At 73.5% G+C, this 21,988-nt stretch carries 22 protein-coding genes; 11 read left to right on the forward strand and 11 right to left on the reverse strand.

What is annotated here, in order from left to right; translation table 11 throughout:
• Positions 1 to 214: 214 nt before the first annotated feature.
• From ppdK to ACFXHB_RS00810, 5 genes are all read right to left on the reverse strand, one after another.
• Positions 215 to 2,923: a pyruvate, phosphate dikinase gene (gene ppdK / locus ACFXHB_RS00790; protein WP_380571106.1), complete on the reverse strand. Its 2,709-nt coding sequence runs from the start codon at positions 2,921 to 2,923 to the stop codon at positions 215 to 217.
• A gap of 564 nt (positions 2,924 to 3,487) precedes the next feature.
• Positions 3,488 to 4,594 carry a tRNA dihydrouridine synthase DusB gene (gene dusB / locus ACFXHB_RS00795; protein ID WP_380571190.1) on the reverse strand — a complete coding sequence of 369 codons (1,107 nt, stop codon included), beginning with the start codon at positions 4,592 to 4,594 and terminating at the stop codon, positions 3,488 to 3,490.
• A 261-nt stretch (positions 4,595 to 4,855) separates the two neighbouring features.
• Positions 4,856 to 5,635, reverse strand: a complete 780-nt coding sequence (locus ACFXHB_RS00800; RefSeq protein ID WP_380571107.1) for a DUF4097 family beta strand repeat-containing protein — start codon at positions 5,633 to 5,635, stop codon at positions 4,856 to 4,858.
• A gap of 2 nt (positions 5,636 to 5,637) precedes the next feature.
• Positions 5,638 to 6,282, reverse strand: a complete 645-nt coding sequence (locus tag ACFXHB_RS00805) for a response regulator (RefSeq protein WP_380571108.1) — start codon at positions 6,280 to 6,282, stop codon at positions 5,638 to 5,640.
• On the reverse strand, positions 6,270 to 7,499 hold the full coding sequence (locus tag ACFXHB_RS00810) for a histidine kinase (RefSeq protein WP_380571109.1): 1,230 nt from the start codon (positions 7,497 to 7,499) through the stop codon (positions 6,270 to 6,272). Before ACFXHB_RS00810 ends, ACFXHB_RS00805 begins: the two co-directional genes overlap by 13 nt.
• A gap of 135 nt (positions 7,500 to 7,634) precedes the next feature.
• Here ACFXHB_RS00810 and ACFXHB_RS00815 point away from each other — a divergent pair, with 135 nt between their 5' ends.
• Both ACFXHB_RS00815 and ACFXHB_RS00820 read left to right on the forward strand, forming a co-directional pair.
• Positions 7,635 to 8,183 (forward strand): hypothetical protein, encoded by a 549-nt coding sequence (locus ACFXHB_RS00815; protein ID WP_380571110.1) that lies wholly within the window; start codon positions 7,635 to 7,637, stop codon positions 8,181 to 8,183.
• Positions 8,180 to 8,581, forward strand: a complete 402-nt coding sequence (locus ACFXHB_RS00820; protein WP_380571111.1) for a hypothetical protein — start codon at positions 8,180 to 8,182, stop codon at positions 8,579 to 8,581. Before ACFXHB_RS00815 ends, ACFXHB_RS00820 begins: the two co-directional genes overlap by 4 nt.
• 66 nt (positions 8,582 to 8,647) lie before the next feature.
• Here ACFXHB_RS00820 and ACFXHB_RS00825 read toward each other — a convergent pair whose 3' ends face one another.
• The 3 genes from ACFXHB_RS00825 to ACFXHB_RS00835 are packed head-to-tail and all read right to left on the reverse strand — an operon-like array spanning position 8,648 to position 9,624.
• On the reverse strand, positions 8,648 to 8,941 hold the full coding sequence (locus tag ACFXHB_RS00825) for a hypothetical protein (protein WP_380571112.1): 294 nt from the start codon (positions 8,939 to 8,941) through the stop codon (positions 8,648 to 8,650).
• Positions 8,934 to 9,497 (reverse strand): RNA polymerase sigma factor, encoded by a 564-nt coding sequence (locus tag ACFXHB_RS00830; RefSeq protein WP_380571113.1) that lies wholly within the window; start codon positions 9,495 to 9,497, stop codon positions 8,934 to 8,936. Before ACFXHB_RS00830 ends, ACFXHB_RS00825 begins: the two co-directional genes overlap by 8 nt.
• Complete coding sequence (locus tag ACFXHB_RS00835; RefSeq protein ID WP_380571114.1) at positions 9,490 to 9,624, reverse strand: hypothetical protein; 135 nt, start codon at positions 9,622 to 9,624, stop codon at positions 9,490 to 9,492. Before ACFXHB_RS00835 ends, ACFXHB_RS00830 begins: the two co-directional genes overlap by 8 nt.
• Positions 9,625 to 9,797: 173 nt before the next feature.
• Between ACFXHB_RS00835 and ACFXHB_RS00840 the strand changes: the two genes are divergently transcribed.
• On the forward strand, positions 9,798 to 10,184 hold the full coding sequence (locus ACFXHB_RS00840; protein WP_380571116.1) for a VOC family protein: 387 nt from the start codon (positions 9,798 to 9,800) through the stop codon (positions 10,182 to 10,184).
• Positions 10,185 to 10,274: 90 nt separating this feature from the next.
• Here ACFXHB_RS00840 and ACFXHB_RS00845 read toward each other — a convergent pair whose 3' ends face one another.
• The gene (locus tag ACFXHB_RS00845; RefSeq protein ID WP_380571117.1) at positions 10,275 to 10,757 is read right to left on the reverse strand and encodes an ATP-binding protein; all 483 of its coding nucleotides are present in this window, start codon (positions 10,755 to 10,757) and stop codon (positions 10,275 to 10,277) included.
• A 177-nt stretch (positions 10,758 to 10,934) separates the two neighbouring features.
• Here ACFXHB_RS00845 and ACFXHB_RS00850 point away from each other — a divergent pair, with 177 nt between their 5' ends.
• Positions 10,935 to 12,278 carry a tol-pal system YbgF family protein gene (locus tag ACFXHB_RS00850; protein WP_380571118.1) on the forward strand — a complete coding sequence of 448 codons (1,344 nt, stop codon included), beginning with the start codon at positions 10,935 to 10,937 and terminating at the stop codon, positions 12,276 to 12,278.
• Between the two features lie 546 nt (positions 12,279 to 12,824).
• Here ACFXHB_RS00850 and ACFXHB_RS00855 read toward each other — a convergent pair.
• Positions 12,825 to 13,739, reverse strand: a complete 915-nt coding sequence (locus ACFXHB_RS00855; RefSeq protein WP_380571119.1) for a hypothetical protein — start codon at positions 13,737 to 13,739, stop codon at positions 12,825 to 12,827.
• Positions 13,740 to 13,981: 242 nt separating this feature from the next.
• Here ACFXHB_RS00855 and ACFXHB_RS00860 point away from each other — a divergent pair, with 242 nt between their 5' ends.
• The 3 genes from ACFXHB_RS00860 to ACFXHB_RS00870 all read left to right on the forward strand — a co-directional run bounded on the left by ACFXHB_RS00860 (position 13,982) and on the right by ACFXHB_RS00870 (position 17,105).
• On the forward strand, positions 13,982 to 14,560 hold the full coding sequence (locus ACFXHB_RS00860; protein ID WP_380571120.1) for an NADAR family protein: 579 nt from the start codon (positions 13,982 to 13,984) through the stop codon (positions 14,558 to 14,560).
• Positions 14,557 to 15,681: a hypothetical protein gene (locus ACFXHB_RS00865; protein ID WP_380571121.1), complete on the forward strand. Its 1,125-nt coding sequence runs from the start codon at positions 14,557 to 14,559 to the stop codon at positions 15,679 to 15,681. Before ACFXHB_RS00860 ends, ACFXHB_RS00865 begins: the two co-directional genes overlap by 4 nt.
• A gap of 95 nt (positions 15,682 to 15,776) precedes the next feature.
• Entirely contained in the window at positions 15,777 to 17,105 is a 1,329-nt protein-coding gene (locus tag ACFXHB_RS00870; protein WP_380571122.1) for a hypothetical protein, read from the forward strand.
• A gap of 67 nt (positions 17,106 to 17,172) precedes the next feature.
• On the opposite strand, the gene ACFXHB_RS00875 is transcribed toward ACFXHB_RS00870, so the two are convergent.
• Positions 17,173 to 18,555, reverse strand: coding sequence for a glycine--tRNA ligase (locus tag ACFXHB_RS00875; RefSeq protein ID WP_329487560.1), 1,383 nt, complete (start codon positions 18,553 to 18,555; stop codon positions 17,173 to 17,175).
• Between the two features lie 190 nt (positions 18,556 to 18,745).
• On the opposite strand from ACFXHB_RS00875, the gene ACFXHB_RS00880 reads away from it, so the two are divergent.
• From ACFXHB_RS00880 to ACFXHB_RS00895, 4 genes are read left to right on the forward strand one after another with little or no spacing between them, the layout of a single operon-like run.
• Positions 18,746 to 19,711, forward strand: coding sequence for a metal ABC transporter substrate-binding protein (locus ACFXHB_RS00880; RefSeq protein WP_380571123.1), 966 nt, complete (start codon positions 18,746 to 18,748; stop codon positions 19,709 to 19,711).
• Positions 19,712 to 19,728: 17 nt separating this feature from the next.
• Positions 19,729 to 20,493 (forward strand): metal ABC transporter ATP-binding protein, encoded by a 765-nt coding sequence (locus tag ACFXHB_RS00885; protein WP_380571124.1) that lies wholly within the window; start codon positions 19,729 to 19,731, stop codon positions 20,491 to 20,493.
• Entirely contained in the window at positions 20,490 to 21,413 is a 924-nt protein-coding gene (locus ACFXHB_RS00890) for a metal ABC transporter permease (RefSeq protein WP_380571125.1), read from the forward strand. The genes ACFXHB_RS00885 and ACFXHB_RS00890 overlap by 4 nt, the downstream gene beginning before the upstream one ends.
• A gap of 35 nt (positions 21,414 to 21,448) precedes the next feature.
• Positions 21,449 to 21,859, forward strand: a complete 411-nt coding sequence (locus tag ACFXHB_RS00895; protein ID WP_329487566.1) for a Fur family transcriptional regulator — start codon at positions 21,449 to 21,451, stop codon at positions 21,857 to 21,859.
• The last annotated feature ends 129 nt before the right edge of the window (positions 21,860 to 21,988 follow it).

Below are 21,988 nucleotides of genomic sequence, written 5' to 3' on the forward strand. Positions count from 1 at the left end.
GGCGCCGGGCCCCCCGCCCAGCCGGTCAGCCGGCACTAAATCTCCCCCGGGGTGGCCACCCCCCGCTTGTGCCGGACCCACCCCCGGTCGCGCTACGTACGCCGGTTCTCCTGCGCCGAGCTCCGGTGTACGCCCTCCCCGGTGGGAGGGGGTGCGGTCAGCGACCGAACCGCGCCGACGGTGCCCCGGCCGATGCCTGGCCGGGGCGCCGCGCTCAGCGCGAGTCGCTGCCCGCCGTCTCGATGGCGGCGCGGCCTGCCTCCAGGCGCGCCACCGGGATCCGGAAGGGGGAGCAGGAGACGTAGTCCAGCCCCACCTCGTGGAAGAAGTGCACCGACTCCGGGTCGCCGCCGTGCTCGCCGCAGACGCCGAGCTTGAGGTCGGGGCGGGTGGCCCGGCCGGCCTCGACGGCGTGCTTGACCAGCGCGCCGACGCCGTCACGGTCGATGGTCTCGAACGGCGAGACCCCGAAGATGCCCTTCTCCAGGTAGGCCGTGAAGAAGGAGGCCTCCACGTCGTCCCGGGAGAAGCCCCACACCGTCTGGGTGAGGTCGTTGGTGCCGAAGGAGAAGAACTCGGCGGCCTCGGCGATCTGGCCGGCCGTCACGGCGGCGCGCGGCAGCTCGATCATGGTGCCGAGCTTGATGTCCAGGTGGACGCCGGTGGACTGGGCGACCTCGGCGAGCACCCGCTCGCACTCGTCGCGGACCAGCTCCAGCTCCTGGACGGTGCCGACCAGCGGGATCATCACCTCGGGGCGGGGGTCCCCGCCGGCCAGCTTGCGCTCGGCGGCGGCCTCGGCGATGGCGCGCACCTGCATGCCGAACAGGCCGGGGATGACCAGGCCGAGGCGGACGCCGCGCAGGCCGAGCATCGGGTTCTGCTCGTGCAGCTTGTGCACCGCCTGCAGCAGCCGCAGGTCGTTCTCGTTCGGGTCCTTGCGGGCCTCGGCGAGGGCGACGCGCACCGACAGCTCGGTGATGTCCGGCAGGAACTCGTGCAGCGGCGGGTCGAGCAGGCGGACGGTGACCGGCAGCCCGTCCATCGCCTGGAAGAGCTCCAGGAAGTCGCCCTTCTGCAGCGGCAGCAGGGTCGAGAGCGCGGTCTCGCGGTCCTTGTCGTTGTCCGCCAGGATCAGGTGCTCGACCTCCTTGCGGCGCTCCTCGCCGAGGAACATGTGCTCGGTGCGGCACAGGCCGATGCCCTGCGCGCCGTAGCGGCGGGCGCGGCCGCCGTCCTCGGAGTTGTCGGCGTTGGCCCGCACGGCCAGCCGGCGGCGGACGTCGGCGTGCGACATCAGCCGGTGCACGGCCTGGACCAGACCGCCCTGGACATCGGCGCCGGCGTGCAGGGTGCCCTCGAAGTACTCGACCACCGGGGACGGGAGGACGGGTACCTCACCCAGGTAGACCTTGCCGGTGGCACCGTCGATGGAGACGATGTCACCCTCCTCCAGCACCAGGCCGTCGGAGGTGGTCATCCGGCGGCGCTTGGTGTCGACCTCCAGGTCCTCGGCACCGCAGACACAGGTCTTGCCCATGCCGCGGGCGACCACGGCGGCGTGCGAGGTCTTGCCGCCGCGCGAGGTCAGGATGCCCTCGGCGGCGATCATGCCGTCCAGGTCGTCCGGGTTGGTCTCGCGGCGGACCAGGATGACCCTCTCGCCGGAGCGGGACCACTTGACGGCGGTGTAGGAGTCGAAGACCACCTTGCCGATCGCGGCGCCGGGCGAGGCCGCCAGGCCCCAGGCGATCTGCTTGGACTCGGCGTTCGGCGCGAAGCGCGGGAACATCAGCTGCGAGAGCTGGCCGCCGGTGACCCGCATCAGGGCCTCGTCCAGGTCGATCAGGCCCTGGTCGACCAGCTGGACGGCGATCCGGAAAGCCGCGGCGGCGGTGCGCTTGCCGACCCGCGTCTGGAGCATCCAGAGCTTGCCGCGCTCGATGGTGAACTCGATGTCGCAGAGGTCGAGGTAGTGGTTCTCGAGCTTCTGCATGATCGCCATCAGCTCGTCGTACGACTTCTTGTCGAGCTGCTCCAGGTCGGCGAGCGGCAGGGTGTTGCGGATGCCGGCGACGACGTCCTCGCCCTGGGCGTTGGAGAGGTAGTCGCCGTAGACGCCGACGGCGCCCGTGGAGGGGTCACGGGTGAAGGCGACACCGGTGCCGGAGTCCTCGCCGAGGTTGCCGAAGACCATGGAACAGACGTTGACCGCCGTCCCCAGGTCGTTCGGGATGCGCTCCTGGCGGCGGTAGAGCCGCGCCCGGTCGCCGTTCCAGGAGTGGAAGACGGCGTGGATGGCGAGGTCCATCTGCTCGCGCGGGTCCTGCGGGAAGGCCCGGCCGGTCTCGCGCTCGACGATGCCCTTGAACACCTCGACCAGTTCCTGGAGGTCGGAAGCGTCCAGGTCCAGGTCGTTGACGGTGCCCTTGGCGTGCTTGGCCTCGTCCAGGGCCTCCTCGAACAGCTCGCCGTCGACGCCCAGCACGGTCTTGCCGAACATCTGGACCAGGCGGCGGTAGGAGTCCCAGGCGAAGCGCGCGTTGCCGGACTGCGCGACCAGACCGACCACCGAGGCGTCGGAGAGGCCGATGTTCAGGACGGTGTCCATCATGCCGGGCATGGAGAACTTGGCCCCGGAGCGGACCGAGACCAGCAGCGGGTCGTCGGCCTGGCCGAGCTGCTTGCCCATCTCCTGCTCAAGGGCGTCCAGGTGGGCGCTGATCTCCTTGTGCAGCGAGGCGGGCTCACTGCCGGTCTCCAGGAAGACCTTGCAGGCCTCGGTGGTGATGGTGAACCCCGGAGGGACGGGGAGGCCCAGGTTGGTCATCTCGGCCAGGTTCGCGCCCTTGCCGCCAAGAAGATCCTTGAGGTCCTTGTTTCCTTCGGTGAAGGAGTAAACAAACTTCTGCTGGGACGGCACGGGTCGGTCTCCTCGCACACGGTTGCCCTGACGCCGGAGAACATACCCATTTCGAAGGCGCTTCCGCGCCGCCAATAGGCCGTACGAGGCCGGTACCCGGTGGTAACCCGACAGATCGAATGCACATAAAGGCGTTCACCTCTGTTGGTGAAATCGTCCGGATGACGCGAGCTAGTGTTCAACTCTTGAACGTAAGGAAACCGGAAGATCACACGAAGGGGACGCACGGTAGCGGTCGGCGGTCCAGCGTGTTGCCCCGGCTTGATTTCCTGCACCCCGAGCACCCGATCCCGCGCCGCCCCCCTTCGGGAAGCGATTCCCCGCCGACCTGTCCATTTCGTCCTCCGAAGGGCCATCGGGCGCCACGGTATGTGGCAAGCGTCACGGACGCATCTCGCCCGTCGAACGTAGTCCCCCTCCGCCGATCGTCGCACTGCGTCCAGATTCGTGCTCGTTCCGTGATGTCGGCGCGCCAAAAAGGAGCCCTCTTGTCCAGATAGGACAAGAGGGCTGGGACGCCTTGGCGAGAGGGCATCGAGAGCCATTTCCGCCAATGCGTATAGATCAACCGCCAGAGGTGTCCGATTCGGCGTCCGCACTGGGCAGGGCGCAGTCATACGGATCGTCCAACCAGCCTTCCGGCAGAACCACCCGGTTGTTGCCGCTGGTGCGCCCGCGCGGGCCGTCCGCACCGGCCGGCCAGAGCTGGGACTGCTCCACCATGGACAGGGTTTCGGCCAACTCGGCGAGCGAGGAGGAGTTGGCCAGCCTCACCCGCAGTTCGGAGCCGACCGAGAAGCCCTTGGTGTACCAGGCGACGTGCTTGCGGAAGTCGATCACGCCGCGGGTCTCGTCCCCGATCCACTCCCCGAGCAGCTGCGCGTGGCGCACCATCGCCCGGGCCACGTCCGCGAAGCTCGGGCGGGCGTAGTCGACCTCGCCCTCGAAGATCGCGACCAGGTCCTTGAACAGCCACGGCCGGCCGAGGCAGCCACGGCCGACCACCACGCCGTCGCACCCGGTCTCGCGCATCATCCGCACCGCGTCGTCCGCCGACCAGATGTCCCCGTTGCCGAGCACCGGGATGTGCGCCGGCACCGACTCGCGCAGCCGGGCGATCGCCGACCAGTCCGCCGTGCCCCCGTAGTGCTGGGCCGCGGTGCGCCCGTGCAGCGCGATGGCGGCCACGCCCTCCTCGGCACCGATCCGGCCCGCGTCGAGGTAGGTGAGGTGGTCGTCGTCGATGCCCTTGCGCATCTTCATGGTGACCGGGAGGTCCCCCGCGTTGGCCACCGCCTCGCGCAGCAGCTCACGCAGCAGGTTGCGCTTGTACGGCAGCGCCGAGCCGCCGCCCTTGCGGGTCACCTTGGGGACGGGGCAGCCGAAGTTGAGGTCGATGTGGTCGGCCAGGCCCTCGTCGGCGATCATCCGGGCGGCCTTGCCGACGGTCACCGGGTCCACCCCGTACAGCTGGATCGAGCGCGGCTTCTCGCTCGCGTCGAACCTGATCAGCTGCATGGTCTTGGCGTTGCGCTCGACCAGGGCCCGGGTGGTGATCATCTCGCTCACGTACAGGCCCTTGCCGCCGCTCTGCTCGCGGCAGAGGGTGCGGAAGGGCGCGTTGGTGATGCCGGCCATCGGCGCCAGCACGACGGGCGGCCACACCCGCATCGGGCCGATCGTCAGCGGCGCGAACTCGGAGGTGGTCGCGGTCGCGGCGGTGGGCGCGGCGGTGGGCACGGTGGCGGCCGCCGTGGCGGACGCGGTGGTGTCGAGCGTGGCTGTCATGCGCGGCTGACCTCGGGGACGGGGGTTCGGGACTCTTCATTGTCCCCCACCGCGCGCCGGGGCCGGTCGGCGTCGCTCCTCGGGAGCTCCGCCCGGCCCCTCCGGCACCCGCGCGTCCGCCCCCGCCGGGGCCCGCGCCCCCGGTCAGCCCGCCGGGACACCGATCCACACCGAACCCGAGGTGGTCACCACCCGGACGGTGTCGGGGCTGGTGGAGTCGGCCAGCTCCGGATCGATGTGGCGCTCGCCGCCGATGCCCCCGTTGTGGTCGAAGGCGTACCGGGAACCCTTCGGCAGGCCGACCGACACCGAGCCGGAGGTCGCGCCGACGTCCACCAGGCGCGGCGGCCGCACGAAGCCCAGGTCGATCGCCCCGGAGTAGGCCCTCGCCTCCACCTGTGCGGAGCTGAGGCCGTCGGCCTTCAGCTCCCCGGAGGTGGTGCGCGCGTACACCTGCCCGGAGAGCCGGGTCAGCCGGATCGCGCCCGAGGTCGCGGCGAGCCGGACGTCCCCGGTCAGGTCCCGGACCGCCAGGCTGCCGGACGTGCCCCCGCCGGACACCGAGGCCGCCGCCGGCACCTCCAGATCGATCGAGGCGCCGCAGCCGACGTCCACCGCCGGCAGCAGCTGGTTGCAGCGCATCCGGACGGTGAGCACGTCCCCTTCGAAGACCGCCGAGACCGTGGGCTTGCGGACCGTCCAGTCCAGGTACTGCCGCACCGTGACCTGCCCCGGCGCGCCCGGCTTGATCCGGACCTCCGCCGTCCCGGTGTCCAGCTCCACCCTGGTCACCGGGACCGGGTAGGAGTGCTCGGACACCGCCTGCTGGTGGACCACCATCGCCCAGGTCTGCACGGCGCCGAACAGCACCACGAAGGCCAGCCCGAGCGTCCCGGTGACCTGCCAGCCACGACGTCCCCACACGGCTACCCGACCTCCAGGAACCGCAGCACCGCCAGCACCCGGCGGTGGCTGTTGTCGGCCGGCGGCAGATCGAGCTTGGTGAAGATCGAGTTGATGTGCTTCGCCACGGCGCTGTCACTGACCACCAGGGCGGCGGCGATCGCCGCGTTGGAACGGCCCTCCGCCATCAGCCCGAGCACGTCCCGCTCGCGCGGGGTCAGCTTCTCCAGCGGATCCCGGTGCCGGCGGACCAGCAGCTGGGCGACCACCTCGGGGTCGAGCGCGGTGCCGCCCTCGGCCACCCGCTGGAGGGCGTCCACGAACTCGTCCACGTTGGCCACCCGCTGCTTGAGCAGATAGCCCACCCCGCTGGTGTTGGTGGCCAGCAGATCGGCCGCGTACCGCTCCTCGACGTACTGGGAGAGCAGCAGCACCGCGACCTCCGGCCACTGCCGGCGGATCATCAGCGCGGCCCGGACACCCTCGTCGGTGTAGTCGGGGGGCATCCGGACGTCCGCCACCACCACCGCCGGGCGGTGCTCCTCCACCGCCGCGAGCAGCTGCTCGGCGTCCCCGACCGCGGCGGCCACCTCGAAGCCCACCGCCTCCAGGACCTTGACCAGCCCGACCCTGAGCAGGACCGAGTCCTCGGCGATCACAGCACGCACGGCAACTCCACGGTGATGGTGGTGGGCCCCCCGAGGGGGCTGAGAACGGACAACGTGCCGTCGACCGAGGCGGCGCGCTTGCGCAGCCCCGTCAGGCCGGTGCCGCGCGCGGCGTCCGCGCCGCCGACACCGTCGTCGCTGACGACGAGCCGCAGCCGGCCGCCGGCCGTCCGCACCGACAGGTCGACCCGGGAGGCACGGGCGTGCTTCGCGACGTTGGTCAACGCCTCGGAGACGGTGAAGTAGGCGACCGCCTCGACGGTCGGGACGACCGGCTCGGTCAGCTCGACGTCGACGCGCACCGGCAGCGGCGAGCGGGCGGCTATGCCGGACAGCGCCGCGTCCAGGCCGCGGTCCTCCAGGACGGCGGGGTGCAGGCCGCGGACGAGGTCCCGCAGTTCGTCGATGGCGGCCTGGGCCTCCTCGTGCGCGTCCACGATCACCTGCATGACCTCGGGCGGGGCGTCCTTGAAGGTGCGCCGGGCCAGGCCCAGGTTCATCGCCAGCGACGTGAGCCGCTGCTGGGCACCGTCGTGCAGGTCGCGCTCGATCCGGCGGCGCTCGGCGTCGACGACGTCGACCAGGCCGGCCCGGCTCTCGGCGATCTCCTCGACCCGGCGTTCCAGCGTCTCCGCCCGGCCCGGACCGAGCAGCCGCACGGCCGCCCACTCCTCCAGCCGGGCCAGCAGGGCCGTCCCCCAGGGCAGGACCAGGAGCAGTACGGCGCCGGCCGCGGTGACCGGGGCGTCCAGCGTGACCAGCGACTCGCGCACCGGGTTCGACGGCGGCATCAGCCAGGCCCAGCCGTAGACGGTGGCCATCACCAGGCCCGCGCCCCAGGCGTACAGCAGCCCGATCGCGGCGAGCGCCAGCAGCGGGCCCGCCAGCAGGTGGTAGCCGACCTGGCGCCAGCTCACCCCGGTGCGCAGCCCGGTCAGCAGGCCCGCGGGGGTGGCGGCCGGCCGGACCAGCGGCGGCACCTCGACCCCGCGCAGGGTGCGCAGCCGGCCGCGCTGGGCCGCCGTCAACAGGCGGAGGCAGAGCAGGCACAGGCCGATGACCGGCAGGAACAGCTTGGAGTAGGTGAGCGCCAGCCAGATCGGCGCGGCCAACGGGATGCCGGCGGCTATGAAGCGGGTGTCGCGCCAGACGGCGGCCGACCACGGCGGCCGCCCGACGCTCCTGGCGAGCGCACGGCGCAGCGGGGTGGAGGGCATGACGGACAGCGTAGGGCTCGAAGATCGACTGCCGCCATGAAGGGGGGTGGAGAGCTTGGGGTGTAGCTGGCTACACCCCGGTTCGGTGCGGTGCACTACCGACAGCGGGTGCCGTCCCACGGAAGTCTTGAGGACATGACGAGGACTCCATCGCACTCCGCCGCCCCGCCGCACGGGCGGCCCGCCCTCGGCGGCGAGAACGCCCCCGGTGCGGCGGCGCTGCCGCTCGGGCCGGTCCCGCTCGGGCCGGTCCCGGACGGGGCGGTCGGGTTGGTCGGGCCGTGGTCGCTGAAGGGTGTCCGGGCGTCCCGGGGCCGCGCGGCGCTGGAGGTGTACGAGTACGGCGAGTTGCTGGACGTCGTGGTCGCGGCCCGGCTCGCGCCGCGGGTGCTGCGCGGCGCCCGGCGCTCCCCCGCCCCGGACGCGCCGGGGTGCTACGGGCTGGCCTGGGGCCGGCTCCCGCAGGGCGGCCCGGCGCCCGTCGTGGGGTTCACCGCCGGGCGGCTGCGCCGGGCGGGGCGGCCGGCCAGGGTCGTCGAGATACCCGATGTCGTCACGGTGGCCGGGGAGTTCTGGCTCGCCTGGGCACGGGGCTCGTTCGACGGCGTCCTGGTCGAGCACCCGGCCGGCCCCGAGCGGCAGCCGCTGCGCCGGGTCCGTCGTGACGGTCGGAGCGCCCGGTGAGCACCGTCCTGCTGGCTGCCCGACCGGCCCCGCCCGCCCGGCCGGCCGCCCCCGCGCTGCCCGTCTGGGCCCCGCGGGTGCCCGCCCTGGCGGCGCTCGCCCTCCTGCCCTGGCTGGCCGTGCTGGCGGTCTGCCACGAGACCGCCTGGGTCGCCCTCGACCTCTGCGAACTGACCGCCCTGCTCCGGCTCGACGCGCTGCTGCGCCGCCGCAGCCCGGCCGCGCTCCGGCCCGCCTGGGTGGTGGCGCTGCTGCTCGCGGGCGACGCCCTGGCCGACATCGGCACCGCCGGCCCGGGCCTGCCGCTGCTCGCCGCCCTGGTGATGGCGGGCTGCGTCGAACTGCCGCTGGCCGCCCTCTGCCTGGCGCTCGGCCGGCGCGCCGCGGGCGCCCGCTGAGCGGTGCCCTCGCCAGGTCCCCGTCGGCCGCGCCCCCTCCGGCCGCGCCCCCGCAGCGACACCCCCTCAGCCGCGCCCGGCGACGGTCAGCCGGCACTGGCCGTCCTCCGGGCAGGAGCGCTCCAGGCGGCCCCGCGAGACGGTCTGGACCAGCCCGATCGTCCAGCACATCGGGCACCCGCGCAGGGCGAGCACGCCGACCGGGAGCAGCGACAGGGTCACCGGTCCGACGACCGGGAGGAGCGCGAACGCGCCGATCAGGGCGCCGAACCCCAACGCGCCGCGGGCCAGATGCCGGGGCACGGAGGCGCTCGCGAAGTCGGGCCGGTCAGCCGTCGCGCCGGTCCCCGGGTCAGCCATCGGTCTCTCCCGGAGTCGCCCCGGTCGTCGCCCGCAGCGCACCGCGGACCGTCGTACGAGCCCGGTGCAGCCGCGACTTCATCGCGGCGTCGCTCAGCCCCAACGCGTCGGCGACCAGCCGCCCGCTGAGGCCCTGGATGTCCCGCATGACCAGCACCCGACGCTGATCGGCCGGAAGCGCCGCGATCGCCGCGGCCACCCGCCCGGCCTCCAGCCGCCGCAGGACCTCGTCCTCCGCCGACAGCGCGATGTCCTCCCCCACCGGCGGGAAGTCGCGCCGCGACAGCCGCGCCCGGCGCAGACACTCGTTGCGCACGATCCGGAACATCCACGACGCCAGCGCGCCGGACGCCCGCAGCATCCCGATCTTGCGGTACAGGATGATCAGCGCTTCCTGCGCCGCGTCCTCGGCGTCCTGCGGCGTCGCGCACAACGACCGGGCGAACCGCCGCACGTGCGGGTGCGCGCCCGACACCAGCGCGGCGATCGAGTCGACGTCCCCGCGCTGCGCCGCGCCGACCAGGTGCTCCCCCGGCCAGGCCGCGGCCTCAGCCACGGCCCCGGCCCCGCTTCCTCAGCACGACGGCGCAGGTGCACAGGAGCACCACGGTGACGGCGACGGCGATACCCACGATCACAAGAACCTCCCGGTCCGGTCCGACCTGTTCGTCGGAGACATTCATAGGAGGCGCGCTCCCGGTCAAAGGATTCGGGCCGATCGCCGCCGGTTCCCACGACTCACCGGGGAGGCGGGGGCGAGGACGGCCGGCCCGCCCGGGCCGGGCCCGACGGCGGGGCCGGGCCCGACGGCCGGGTCGTGCGAGGTGACGGTGGAGCGGGGTGGCACCATCGCGGGATGGCACACATCGGACTGACCACCGTGCTCGTACGGGACTACGACGAGGCGATCTCCTTCTACGTGGACGCCGTCGGCTTCGAGCTGCGGGAGGACTCACCGCGCGAGGGCGGCGGACGCTGGGTGGTGGTGGCGCCGCGCGGATCCACCGAGACGGGGCTGCTGCTGGCACGCCCGTCGAAGCCGGAGCAGCTGGCGAGGATCGGGGACCAGACCGGCGGGCGGGTCGGGCTCTTCCTCAACACCGAGGACTTCGAGGGCGACCACCGCCGGATGACCGCCGCCGGGGTCCGCTTCCTGGAGGAGCCGCGGCACGAACCGTACGCGACGGTGGCGGTGTTCGAGGATCTTTACGGCAACCGCTGGGACCTGCTCCAGCTGCGCTGAGCCGGGCCCCCAGCCCCCCAGCCCCCCAGGGGAGGAGCTCCGAGCGGCGACCTCGGCCCGGCGGACCACCCCGGCCGGGCGGGCCGGCGCCTACAGGGCCACCCGCCCGTGCCGGTTCGCCGTCCCCCACCAGGGCGCGGGCGACGGCGAACCGTCCGCCGGCCCTGCGGTCGGGTACTCGAACCAGACCACCTTGCCCGCGCCCCGCCGGTGCCAGCCCCAGGTGCTCGCCAGGGCCTCCACCAGCAGCAGGCCGCGCCCGCCGGTGGCCTCCTCGTCCGGCTCCGCCCGCGTCAGCGACCCACCGGTGTCCGCGACCTCGACGCGCACCGACCCGCCGCACCACCGCACACCGACCGAGCACCGTCCGCCCGTGTGCTCCACCGCGTTGGCGATCACCTCACCGGCGCACAACTCGACCTCCCCCAGCGCCTCCTCCGACAGCGGCACGCCCCACTCCCGCAGGATCGCCAGGACCGACCGCCGTGCCCGCGGCACCGCGGCCGCGTCGGGCGGCACGTCCCACGCACGGGGCACCGGAAATCTCGCACTGCCGAGAGGACTGCTGGTCACCGGTCTGCTCCGTCCACCACGAGGGCCCGCGTCGGGTACGCCCGCCGGCAGGTCACGGGGACACGCGCCCGGCCACCCGTTGGGCTGACATCAAGTCAACGGGGGTACACAGGACGGGAGAACAGGTGATGCTGGTCCGGGGGTTGAATCGGTTGAACGAAGGAGACGGGGATCGTGATGGCGCAACGACCGCGTACGCCGAACACCGCGTTGGCCGCCCTCATGCGGGAGACCGCCTGGGGCAACGACCAGCTCGCCCGTGCGGTCAACCGGACCGGGAGCGAGGCGGGTCTGCGGCTGACCTACGACAAGTCGTCGGTCTCGCACTGGCTTTCCGGTGTCCAGCCGCGCGCCGAGGTCCGCGAGGTCGTGCGGGAGACCTTCGCGCGCCGACTCGGCCGGCCGGTCACCCCCGAGGAGACGGGCTTCGGGGCCTCCCCCGAGCCCCCCGGCGACCGGCGCGCCCCGGCCGACCTGATGTCGATCGGCCGCGCCGACATGGACCCGTCCCGCCGGAGCGTGCTCGCGGCCGGGCTGTACTCGGCCGCGCTGAGCCTGCCGGTGTTCGACGACAGCGCCGAGCGGATCAGCCGCACCGCGGCGGGCCCGACCGTGCGCGTCGGGCAGGGCGAGGTCGAGACCGTCCGGAACATGACCGACCGGATCGCCGGGATCCTCGACGAACTGGGGGCCGCGCACGCCCGCCCGATGGCCGCCGCGTTCCTGGTCAACTCGGTCGGCCCGTGGCTCCAGGCGTCCGGCACCACCGAGGTGAGGGCCGACCTCCTGTCGGCAGCCGCCGACCTCACCTACCTGACCGGGTGGATGGCCATGTACGAGACCGCCCACGGGCTCGGCCAGAAGTACTACGTCGAGGCCCTCAAGCTCGCCCGGGACGCCCAGGACCACGTGACCTACTGCCGGACGCTGCGCGGCATGGCCCTCCAGGCCGCCAGCCTCGGCCACGGTCCGAAGGCCCTGGAACTGGCGGACTCGGCCGCCGAGGCCGCGCCCGCGTCGGGCCCCCGGCTGCGCGCGTTCCTGGCCGGCCAGCAGGCCCACGGGGCGGCCATGGTGAAGGACCGGCGGCAGGCCTTCGCCCGGCTGAACGAGACGGAAACGGCTCTCGCCCTGGCCGACGGGCGCAACGACGCGGTCGGGGGCTACGACCAGGCCGCCTACCACTTCCACGTCTCCCACGTCCTGTACGAACTCGGCGACCTCCCAGGGGCGATCAAGGAACTCCAGCTCTCGAACCGGACCCGGCCCGGGAACGAGAAGCAGGGCCGGGCGCACGCCAACGGCCTGCTCGCGCGCCGCCAGATGGAGCTGGGTCACGTGGAGGCCGCCTGCGCGACGTGGCACACCTTCCTGGACGACTACGTCACGCTGAGCTCCGTCCGCGGCGACGAGCACTTCCGGGCGCTCTCCACCACCGTGGCAGCCGGCCCCGACACCCCCGTGGTTCGCCAACTCCGGCAGCGCACCCGCGAGGTGGCCCTCCGGAAGGCGGCGGCCTGACGGGCCCTGCCAGGCGCCTCGGGGCGCGGACCGCCGGGGGCGGATCACGCGGACGGTGCCGGGGAGTACCCACCGGGCGAGGCACCCGGCGGTCGACCGGCCGCGAAGCCGCCGGGGCTGACCACGGGTGCGGCGTCCGGCCCGGGGCGCCCACTCGCGGATCTCACCCGTCATCGGCCTCGGCGAATGCGACCGCAGGTAGTCCTCGAACGCTGCCGGATCCGGCCCGTACCTCCGCATCTCCGGATCCAGCGGAACGTTCTCCCGGCCGATGACACCGCCCGAGCCATGAGCCAGGGCGACCGCGGTGACGCAGCCCGCCGCCACCAGGACAGCTGTCAGCGCCAACAGGACCCTCCGCGCCCGCGCCATCGCGTGCCCCCTCCGCCGCGCGCCCACCCTCGACCTGGCAGGGAGCACGACCGCCGGGGCACGGCCACCGGCCGCGCGAGCCGGGGATGCCACCGGCCCGTCCTGTCGACGGAGCGGACGGAATCGAGGCCGTCCGGGCCCGAACGGCATTGCTCAGCGACCGAGTCGGCGCCCCTACCCGGCCGTCGCCGCACCACCCGGGCACAGCCCGCCGCCGTCCCTGCCGCCCCTGCCGCCCCGCAGGGCGGCGCGGGCGCGCGTGACGCCGGCGCGGATGTCGGCCGCCCCGGTGCCGAGCGCGACAGGCCGCCGCCCGAGGCCGGCGCAGGCACGGCAGATGCCCGGTTCGGGCACCGGGTCGTGGCACGTGGCGCACTCGGCCCAGCCGGCCGCCGGGACGGCGCCGGGCTCGGGCTCGGGCTCGGGTGGCAGCTTGCGTTCCAGGCGGCTGCGCAGCACGCCCAGCGGGGAGTGCAGGGGTGTCGGCAGACCGGGCAGCAGGGCACGGGCGAGGTCGTCGACCGTACTGCCGCGCTCCAACCACCGGGCGACGAGCGGCGCGAGCCGCAGCGCCTCGGCCTCGCCGAGGCGCAGTCGGGGCTCGGGGCGGATCGCCCGGCGGAGCGTGGCGACCGCCGCCCGCGTCACCTCGTCGACAGGCTCCGGGGGCCCGACAGGCTCGGGAGACTCGGGAGGAGGCGGGAGGGTGGGTGGTTTCTCCCGGTCCTTCACCGAAGGGACGACAGCGGCGGCGGCAGCCGCTCGACCGGAGCCCGGACGGGTGACATCCGGCCGCGTGTGCGGGCAGTCGTAGACGTGGGTCTCGCTGCGGAGCGTGCCGTCGGGCAGTCGGACGGTCTCGACCCGGTAGTAGCCGGCCTCCGTCAGCTCCTTCAGGGCCCGCCGGACGGTACCGCGCCCCTGCGGGCTGGTGTCGGCCATCTGGCGGCCGTCCTCGCGCCGCCCGTCGGGGCGGGAGAGCAGGTCGGCGAGCAGTCCTCGGGCGGTGTAGCTGAGCCGACGGTCCTGGAGCAGACCGTTGGGCAGCACGGTGAAATGGCGCGCGTGAGCGCTACGATGAATGCGCATCGGGAGTGTGTCGCTCCTGCTGTCGGGCCCCGGGGTGTTGGTAGCACCGCCGGGGTCAACCATGCCTCTGTGTGATGGTGTGATTCCGGAACGTAGCACACGCACCGTCCGGCGGGCGACGAGATCGACAGGCGCGCACCAACCGGTCAACTCCGGCCCCGCGCCAGGCAGAAGTGACCTCGGACGGTCCGCTTCGATCAAATCGTTGGCTGCCGCCGCCTTCTTTGCGTCAGAATGACGATATGAGCAGCGAGTACACCGGGAACCCCCTCGACACCCGCGACCGGGCCGCCCTGGTGGCGGCCGTCGCCTCCGGAGCCCGGCCGAAGTGGCTGATGTTCTGGGGCCACCGGCCGCAGCCCGACGGCTCGGTCGGCCAGGGCGCGCTGAGCCAGTGGTGGCCGTCCGCGTTCACCGTGGAGGGCGTGACGTACCCGACCGCCGAGCACTGGATGATGGCCGGCAAGGCCCGGATGTTCGGGGACGCGGCGATCGTCCCGCGCATCCTCGCCGCCCGCACCCCGGCCGAGGCGAAGAAGCTGGGGCGCCAGGTCCGGGGCTTCGACGAACCCACCTGGGCCACCGGGCGGTTCGAGCTGGTGGTGACGGGCAACGTCGCCAAGTTCGGGCAGGACGAGGCCCTGCTCGGCTACCTCCTCGGCACCCACCAGCGTGTCCTGGTCGAGGCCAGCCCGGTGGACCGGCTCTGGGGCATCGGCCTCGCCGCCGACGACGAGCGGGCGACCCGACCGGCCGACTGGCGCGGCGAGAACCTGCTCGGCTTCGCCCTGATGGAGGCCCGGACCCGGCTGGCGCGGTGAGCGCGATCGCCCCCGTCCTGGACGCCACGGTGGTGGCGTCGGCGGGCGCCGCCCTCGCCCTCACCCCGAGGGTGCTGCGCCGGGAGGCCCGGCCCGGACGCGGCGGAGCGCCCGGACCGGAGGCGCTGCTGGCGGTCGTCGCGGCGCTGATCCTCCTCAACCAACTCGCCTTCGCCGTTCACGTCCAGCGCGTGCACGGGGGCAGCACCGCGTTCATCGCGCGCTACCTGCCGCCCGGGTGGTTCGCGGTGCCGCGCGACAACCCGTTCGTCGACTGGGTCGCCGCGCACACCCCCGCGCCCGAGCTGCTCGCGCCGTCCGTGCTCCGCGTCCAGGCGTTCCTCGAACTGCCGCTCGTGCTGCTGACGTTCGTCGCGGTGCTGCGCCGCCTCGACCGGCAGTTGTACGCACGGGTGGCCCGCTCGCCGCTGATCACGCTCGCCGCCGCGTCGTACACCGTCGCGTTCTGCGCGGTGGAATGGGACCTGCGCAACCCGTACACGGTGGACGACCTCGTCATCCGGGCGGTGTCGGCGCTCGTCACACCGCCGCTGATCGGCTGGACGGCGCGGCGGGAGGCGGACACCACGTCGCGCTCCCCCGGGGCGGTCGTCTTCGCGCTCGACCTCTGGGCCTACGGCCACCTGATGCTGGTGCTCTACGACACCGCGCTGCTCTACAACCCGTCCCGGCTCGGCGACCGGCTGCCGGGCGCGATCACCGCGGTCGGCGTGCTCGGCCTGACCCGTCTCCTGCCGCGACCGCGGTGCGACGCCCCGGCCGGCCCCCGGGCGGCCGCGCTCACGGACACCCTCGGCCGGGGCCTGGCACTGTTCCTCGTCCCCGCCCTCGCCGTCCGGTACGCCGGCAGCTTCGGCACGCCGCGGCTCGCCGCCCTGGCCGGCGCCGCCGTGCTGATCGCCGCCGTCGCCCGGCACGCGACCGGGCTGGCGCTCCCGGCAGCCGCCGCCGCGGCGGCCGGATTCCTGGCCGCCCGGTGGTCCACCGACCCGTACTACGAGGCGGCCCTGCTGCGATCGGCCGTCGTCGCGCTCCTCGCCGCCGCCACCGTCTGCGCGCTCCTGGACCGCAGTCGCAAACATTTCGACGCACTGCCGTAACGCTCTCGCCGTATACCGACGCCAGGATGACCCGCAGTCAGGGTCGAGATGGACAGGGTGCGGCGATCATGCGGATACGGCACACAGAACAACCCATGGATCGGCACGGCGGCGAGAGCGAACAGGACGCGCTCGATCTCCGTGCCGAGCTGGACGAATCACTGCGAGCCCGGCAGTACGCCAACCAGCGGGAACGGCGCCTCACCGAGGCGGTCCGGGCCGTGCCGGACCGGCAGCGGCCGGACGCCGAGCTGCTGCGGCAGCTGGCCCAGGCGCGGACGCTGCGCGAGGGGCTCGGCGCGCGCTGCCTGGAGCTGAGCGAGCAACTGACGGCGCTGGAGGACCGGTTGCGCCAGCCGACGCTGCGCGATCCGATACCCCGACAGCCGACCGGCGCCCGCTTCGGGGGCGCGTACGAAGAGGCGCGCGCCCCTTCGGTGCATCAAGCTCCCCCGCCGCCACCCGCCACCGGAGCGCGCTTCGGCACCCGGCCGCCCCGCCGTGAGGCGACCGAGGAATCCGGGGAGACCCCCCAGGCCCAGCAGCCCGGAGCCCAGCGGCCCACCCCACCCCCCGCCGCCGCGGCCCCCGCACCCCCGCCGCCCCAGCCCGCGCCGGAGCCGCCCCGGCGCCGCTCCCCCGCCGAACTCACCGCCCTCGCCGCGCGGATCACCACCCTGCACCGCCAAGGCGCCGCCGCGGAGATCACCACCCTGCTGGGCCAGGCCGCCGCCCTGCTCCTCCCGCTCGACACCGCCCGGCTCGCCGGCCTGCTCGCCCGCGGCGGCCCGCCCGACGCCTCCGTCCAGCTGGCCCGCGGCGCCGCCGCCGGCACCCCGACCCAGGCCGCCAGCACGCTCGCCGAGCTGCGCCAGGCCGGCCTGGCGCAGGAGGCGGCCGAACTGTTCCACGCCCTCTGGGCCTACCCGGCCGACGCCCTGCCGGCCCTGCTGGCGGCCCTGGAGCGCGCCGGCCAGCACGCGGACGGCGCCACCCTGCTCTGGGAGTGGGGCTCCGCGCCCACCCCCGAACTGGCCGCCCTCGCCACCGGGCTGGAGCGGGCCGGCCGCGCCGAGGACGCCCGGACGCTGCTGCGCCAGGCCGCCGGCCGGCCCACCGCCGACCTGATGGAGCTGGCCACCACCCTGCCCGCGCCGCTGTCCGCCGTCCTGCTGCGCGAACTCGTCGCGCTGCGCCCACCGGCCGAACTGGTCCGGCTCGCCACCGCGCTGGCCGTGCACCGCAACGACCGCGCGAAGCACGACACTCCCGAGGGCCGGGAGCACCGACGGCTCTACGACGGCCTGCTGACCGCCCTCCTGGAGGACGAGAGCCGCCACCGCACCACCCTCGCCTCACTGCGCGGCGCCGGTCTGCCGACCACCCCGGCCGCCGCGCCGCGCTCCCGCTGGGGCCGCCGGTAGGCACGGAACGCGGGGAGCCCCCGTCCGCCGGGGCGGACGGGGGCTCCCCGGAGGCGACTGCCGGACGTCAGCAGCCGATCAGCCGCGCCGCCAGGTACGACTTCACCTGGTCGAGCGAGACCCGCTCCTGCGACATGGTGTCGCGCTCGCGCACGGTCACCGCGTTGTCCTCAAGGGTGTCGAAGTCGACGGTGACGCAGAACGGCGTGCCGATCTCGTCCTGGCGGCGGTAGCGCTTGCCGATCGCGCCCGCGTCGTCGAACTCGACGTTCCACGCGGTGCGCAGGTCGGCGGCCAGGCCGCGGGCCTTCGGCGACAGGTCGGCGTTGCGCGACAGCGGCAGCACCGCGACCTTGACCGGGGCCAGGCGCGGGTCGAGCCGCATGCCGACGCGCTTCTCCAGGACGCCCTTGGCGTTCGGCGCCTCGTCCTCGAAGTAGGCGTCGATCAGGAAGGCCAGCATCGCGCGATTGAGGCCCGCCGCCGGCTCGATGACGTACGGGAAGTACCTCTCGCCGGACTCCTGGTCGAAGTACTTGAGGTCCTGGCCGGAGGCCTCGCTGTGCACCGTCAGGTCGTAGTCGGTGCGGTTGGCGACGCCCTCCAGCTCGGAGAACTCCTGACCGCCGAAGTTGAAGCGGTACTCGATGTCCACCGTGCGCTTGGCGTAGTGGGAGAGCTTCTCCTTCGGGTGCTCGAAGAAGCGCATGTTCTCGGTCCGCAGGCCGAGGTCGACGTACCAGTCCCAGCGCTGCTGGAGCCAGTAGTCGTGCCACTGCTCGTCCTCGCCCGGCTTGACGAAGAACTCCATCTCCATCTGCTCGAACTCGCGGGTGCGGAAGATGAAGTTGCCGGGGGTGATCTCGTTGCGGAAGCTCTTGCCGGTCTGGGCGATGCCGAACGGCGGCTTCTTGCGCGAGGTCGTCTGGACGGCCTTGAAGTTGGTGAAGATGCCCTGGGCCGTCTCCGGGCGCAGGTACGCCAGGCCGCCGGCCTCCTCGGTGACGCCGAGGTGGGTCTTCAGCATGCCCGAGAACTCCCGGGGCTCGGTGAAGGAGCCCTTGGTGCCGCAATCGGGGCAGTTGATGTCCTTGAGACCGTTCGCCGGCGGGTAGCCGTGCTTGGCCTCGTACTTCTCCTCCAGGTGGTCGGCCCGGTGGCGCTTGTGGCAGGAGAGGCACTCGGTCAGCGGGTCGTTGAAGGTGGCGACGTGGCCGGAGGCCTCCCAGACCTCGCGGGCCAGGATCACCGAAGAGTCGAGCCCGACGACGTCCTCACGGGCCTGGACCATCGCGCGCCACCACTGGCGCTTGATGTTCTCCTTCAGCTCGACGCCCAGCGGCCCGTAGTCCCAGGCGGCACGCGTGCCGCCGTAGATCTCGCTGCAGGGGTAGACGAAGCCACGGCGCTTGCTCAGGCTGACGATCGTGTCGATCTTGTCGGCGGCCACAGTGCTCTCTTCAGTACGACGGCACGGTCAGGGCACGGCTGGTTGCGCGTACCCGAATACCTCAGGTTACCGGCCATATGGGTACGAGGTTCAAATCGGTATCGGCCCGCCCCTCCCACCCATCACCACGCACCGTTCACCCGTCCGAGTGATTTGACAATCATTTCCATCTAACCTGAGAATGGTTGTCATGATGATCCGACGACCTACCCGCACCGCCATCGCCCTGACCGCGACCGCCCTCTCCGGCACCCTCCTGCTCACCGCCTGCGGCGGCGACAGCGGCGCCAAGGGCACGGACGGCAAGCTGGGCGTCGTCGCCTCGTTCTATCCGATGGAGTTCCTCGCCACGCAGATCGGCGGCGAGCACGTCAAGGTCACCACCCTGACCCCCGCCGGCACCGAGCCGCACGACCTGGACCTCACCGCCAAGCAGGTCGCGAGCGTCAAGAAGGCCGACGCCCTGCTCTACCTCAAGGGCCTCCAGCCCACCGTCGACAAGGCCGTCGCCGGCTCCGGCGCGAAGCACGTCGTCGACGCGACCGCCGCCAGCCCGCTGGTCGACCACCACCTCGGCGAGGACCACGCCGAGGGCGACGGCCACCAGCACGACGAGGCCCCCGGGGACCCGCACATCTGGCTCGACCCGACCCGCTACGCGGCGGTCGCCAAGAGCGTCGGCGCCGAGTTCGCCAAGGCCGACCCGGCCCACGCGGCCGACTACCAGAAGAACACCGACGAGCTGGTCGGCAAGCTCACCACCCTGGACCAGGAGTTCCGGGACGGCCTGAAGGACACCCGGACCAAGACCTTCGTCACCAGCCACGCCGCCTTCGGCTACCTCGCCGACCACTACGGCCTCAGCCAGGTCGCCATCAACGGCGTCGACCCGGAGTCCGAGCCCACCCCGGCCCGGCTCGCCGACGTCCAGAAGGCCGCCCGGGACAACGGCGTCACCACGATCTTCTTCGAGACCCTGGTCAGCCCCAAGCTCGCCGAGACGGTCGCCAAGGACCTCGGACTGACCACCGCGGTGCTGGACCCGCTGGAGGGCGTCAAGGACCCGGCCAAGGACAGCTACCTGACGGTGATGCAGCAGAACCTCGCCAACCTGCGGACCGCGCTCGGCACGACCACCCCAGCCACCACCAGCTGACGGGACGACAGCACGCCATGACCCACCCGATACCCCCGGCCGTCCGCCTGCACGACGCCGTCGCCTCGCGCGGCGGCCGGCCGGTGCTGCGCGGCGTCGACCTCACGGTGCAGCCCGGCGAGGTGGTCGCCCTGCTCGGTGCCAACGGCTCCGGCAAGTCCACCACCGTCAAAGCGGTGACCGGCGCCGTCCCGCTGGAGCACGGCGGCCTGGAGCTGTTCGGCATCCCGTTCGCGAAGTTCCGGGCCTGGCACCGGATCGGCTACGTGCCGCAGCGCACCACCGCCGCCTCCGGCGTCCCGGCCACCGTGCGGGAGGTGGTCTCCACCGGGCGGCTGCCGCAGCACGGGCTGCTGCCCTTCCGCCGCCGGGACCGGGCCGCCGTGGACCGCGCGCTGACCGCCGTCGGCATGCTGGACCGGGCCGGGGACGGCGTCGCCGACCTCTCCGGCGGCCAGCAGCAGCGGGTGCTGATCGCCCGCGCCCTGGTCGGCACCCCCGACCTGCTGATCATGGACGAGCCGATGGCGGGGGTGGACGCCGCCAGCCAGCAGGTGCTCGCCGACACCCTGCGCGCCGAGGTCGGGCGCGGCGCGGCCGTCCTGCTGGTGCTTCACGAACTCGGGCCGCTGGAGCAGCTGATCGACCGCGCCGTGGTGCTGCGCGACGGCTGCGTCGCGCACGACGGCCCGCCCGTCCCGAACACCGGCCTGCACGCGCTGCCCGGCCACGACCACGTCCACCCGCACGCCGACCACACCCCGCCGAGGCTGCTCGCATGACCGAGATGCTCTCCTACGACTTCATGCGGCGCGCCCTGCTCGCCGCCGTCCTGGTCGGGGTCACCGCACCCGCGGTCGGGATCTACCTGGTGCAGCGGCGCCAGGCGCTGCTGGGCGACGGCATGGGCCACGTCGCGATGACCGGCGTCGGCCTCGGCTTCATCTTCAACACCAGCCCGGTCTGGATGGCCGTCCTGGTCTGCGTGCTCGGCGCCGTCACCATGGAGCTGGTCCGCTCCCGCGGCAACCAGCGCGGCGACATCGCCCTCGCGATGCTGTTCTACGGCGGCATGGCCTGCGGCAAGCTGCTGGTCTCGAAGTCCGCCCAGGCCGGCGCGGGCAGCCTGGAGAGCTACCTCTGGGGGTCCATCCTGACCGTCGCCCCCTCCGACCTCGTCACCATCGGCATCCTCGGCGCCGTGGTGATCGGGGTCACCGTGGGACTGCGCCGCCAGCTCTTCGCGATCTGCCAGGACGAGGACTTCGCCCGCGTCACCGGCCTGCCGGTGCGCTTCCTCAACCTGCTGCTCGCGGTGATGGCCGCGATCACCGTCACGGTCGCCATGCGGGTGGTCGGGCTGCTGCTGGTCAGCGCGCTGATGGTGGTCCCGGTGGTGGCCGCCCAGCAGCTCACCCGCTCGTTCGCCGCCACCCAGGCCGCCTCGATCGGCCTCGGCGTGCTGGTCTCGCTGGCCGGCGTCACCGGCTCCTACCAGCTCGACGTCCCCTCCGGCCCGGCCATCGTGCTGCTCGCCATCGCGGTGTTCGCGGTCTTCAGCGTGATCGCCGCACCGCTGGCCCGCCACCGGCACCGGACCGCGAAGGCCGACCCCGCCCCGGCCGTCTGCGACGTCCAACTGCCCGGGCAGATCCCCTCCGACGCGACCACTCCGGACCGGAGTGCGGGGCTGGCACAATGAGGTGCGAGACGCCCACACCCCCAGGAGGACCCACGGTGACCACCGCAGGCCCGTCGCCGCGCGCCCGCTCGACCCGGCAGCGAGCCGCCGTCTCGGCGGCCCTGGACGAGATCGAGGACTTCCGCAGCGCGCAGGAGCTCCACGACATGCTCAAGCACCGAGGCGACTCGGTGGGTCTGACCACGGTCTACCGCACCCTGCAGTCGCTCGCCGACGCGGGCGAGGTGGACGTGCTGCGCACCGCCGACGGCGAAGCCGTGTACCGCCGTTGCAGCAGCGGGCACCACCACCACCTGGTCTGCCGGCACTGCGGCGCCACCGTCGAGGTGGAGGGGCCGGCCGTCGAACGCTGGGCCAACTCGGTCGCCGCCGAGCACGGGTTCAGCGACATCGCGCACACCCTGGAGATCTTCGGGACCTGTGCGGAGTGCGCCAAGAAGGCCTGATCCGACCGTGCCGAAGGGCCCGTGGGAAACCTCCCGCGGGCCCCAGCGGCCCAAGCCGCCGCCCCCGCACCGCCGGGCGCGCCCCCCCCCGCCGGGCGCGACGGGGGGGGCGTGGGGGGGGGGGCCGAG

It is taken from the genome of Kitasatospora sp. NPDC059327 (assembly GCF_042752535.1).
GTDB lineage: Bacteria > Actinomycetota > Actinomycetes > Streptomycetales > Streptomycetaceae > Kitasatospora.

What these genes read in the sequence shown, in the direction of transcription:
- dusB (WP_380571190.1), bottom strand. Translation starts at nt 4,594, where the DNA reads ATGCGGGTGTGGCCGCCCGTCGTGCTGGCGCCGATGGCCGGCATCACC.
- ACFXHB_RS00810 (WP_380571109.1), bottom strand. Translation starts at nt 7,499, where the DNA reads ATGCCCTCCACCCCGCTGCGCCGTGCGCTCGCCAGGAGCGTCGGGCGG.
- ACFXHB_RS00815 (WP_380571110.1), top strand. Translation starts at nt 7,635, where the DNA reads ATGACGAGGACTCCATCGCACTCCGCCGCCCCGCCGCACGGGCGGCCC.
- ACFXHB_RS00825 (WP_380571112.1), bottom strand. Translation starts at nt 8,941, where the DNA reads ATGGCTGACCCGGGGACCGGCGCGACGGCTGACCGGCCCGACTTCGCG.
- ACFXHB_RS00835 (WP_380571114.1), bottom strand. Translation starts at nt 9,624, where the DNA reads ATGAATGTCTCCGACGAACAGGTCGGACCGGACCGGGAGGTTCTTGTG.
- ACFXHB_RS00840 (WP_380571116.1), top strand. Translation starts at nt 9,798, where the DNA reads ATGGCACACATCGGACTGACCACCGTGCTCGTACGGGACTACGACGAG.
- ACFXHB_RS00850 (WP_380571118.1), top strand. Translation starts at nt 10,935, where the DNA reads ATGGCGCAACGACCGCGTACGCCGAACACCGCGTTGGCCGCCCTCATG.
- ACFXHB_RS00855 (WP_380571119.1), bottom strand. Translation starts at nt 13,739, where the DNA reads ATGCGCATTCATCGTAGCGCTCACGCGCGCCATTTCACCGTGCTGCCC.
- ACFXHB_RS00860 (WP_380571120.1), top strand. Translation starts at nt 13,982, where the DNA reads ATGAGCAGCGAGTACACCGGGAACCCCCTCGACACCCGCGACCGGGCC.
- ACFXHB_RS00870 (WP_380571122.1), top strand. Translation starts at nt 15,777, where the DNA reads ATGGATCGGCACGGCGGCGAGAGCGAACAGGACGCGCTCGATCTCCGT.
- ACFXHB_RS00880 (WP_380571123.1), top strand. Translation starts at nt 18,746, where the DNA reads ATGATGATCCGACGACCTACCCGCACCGCCATCGCCCTGACCGCGACC.
- ACFXHB_RS00885 (WP_380571124.1), top strand. Translation starts at nt 19,729, where the DNA reads ATGACCCACCCGATACCCCCGGCCGTCCGCCTGCACGACGCCGTCGCC.
- ACFXHB_RS00890 (WP_380571125.1), top strand. Translation starts at nt 20,490, where the DNA reads ATGACCGAGATGCTCTCCTACGACTTCATGCGGCGCGCCCTGCTCGCC.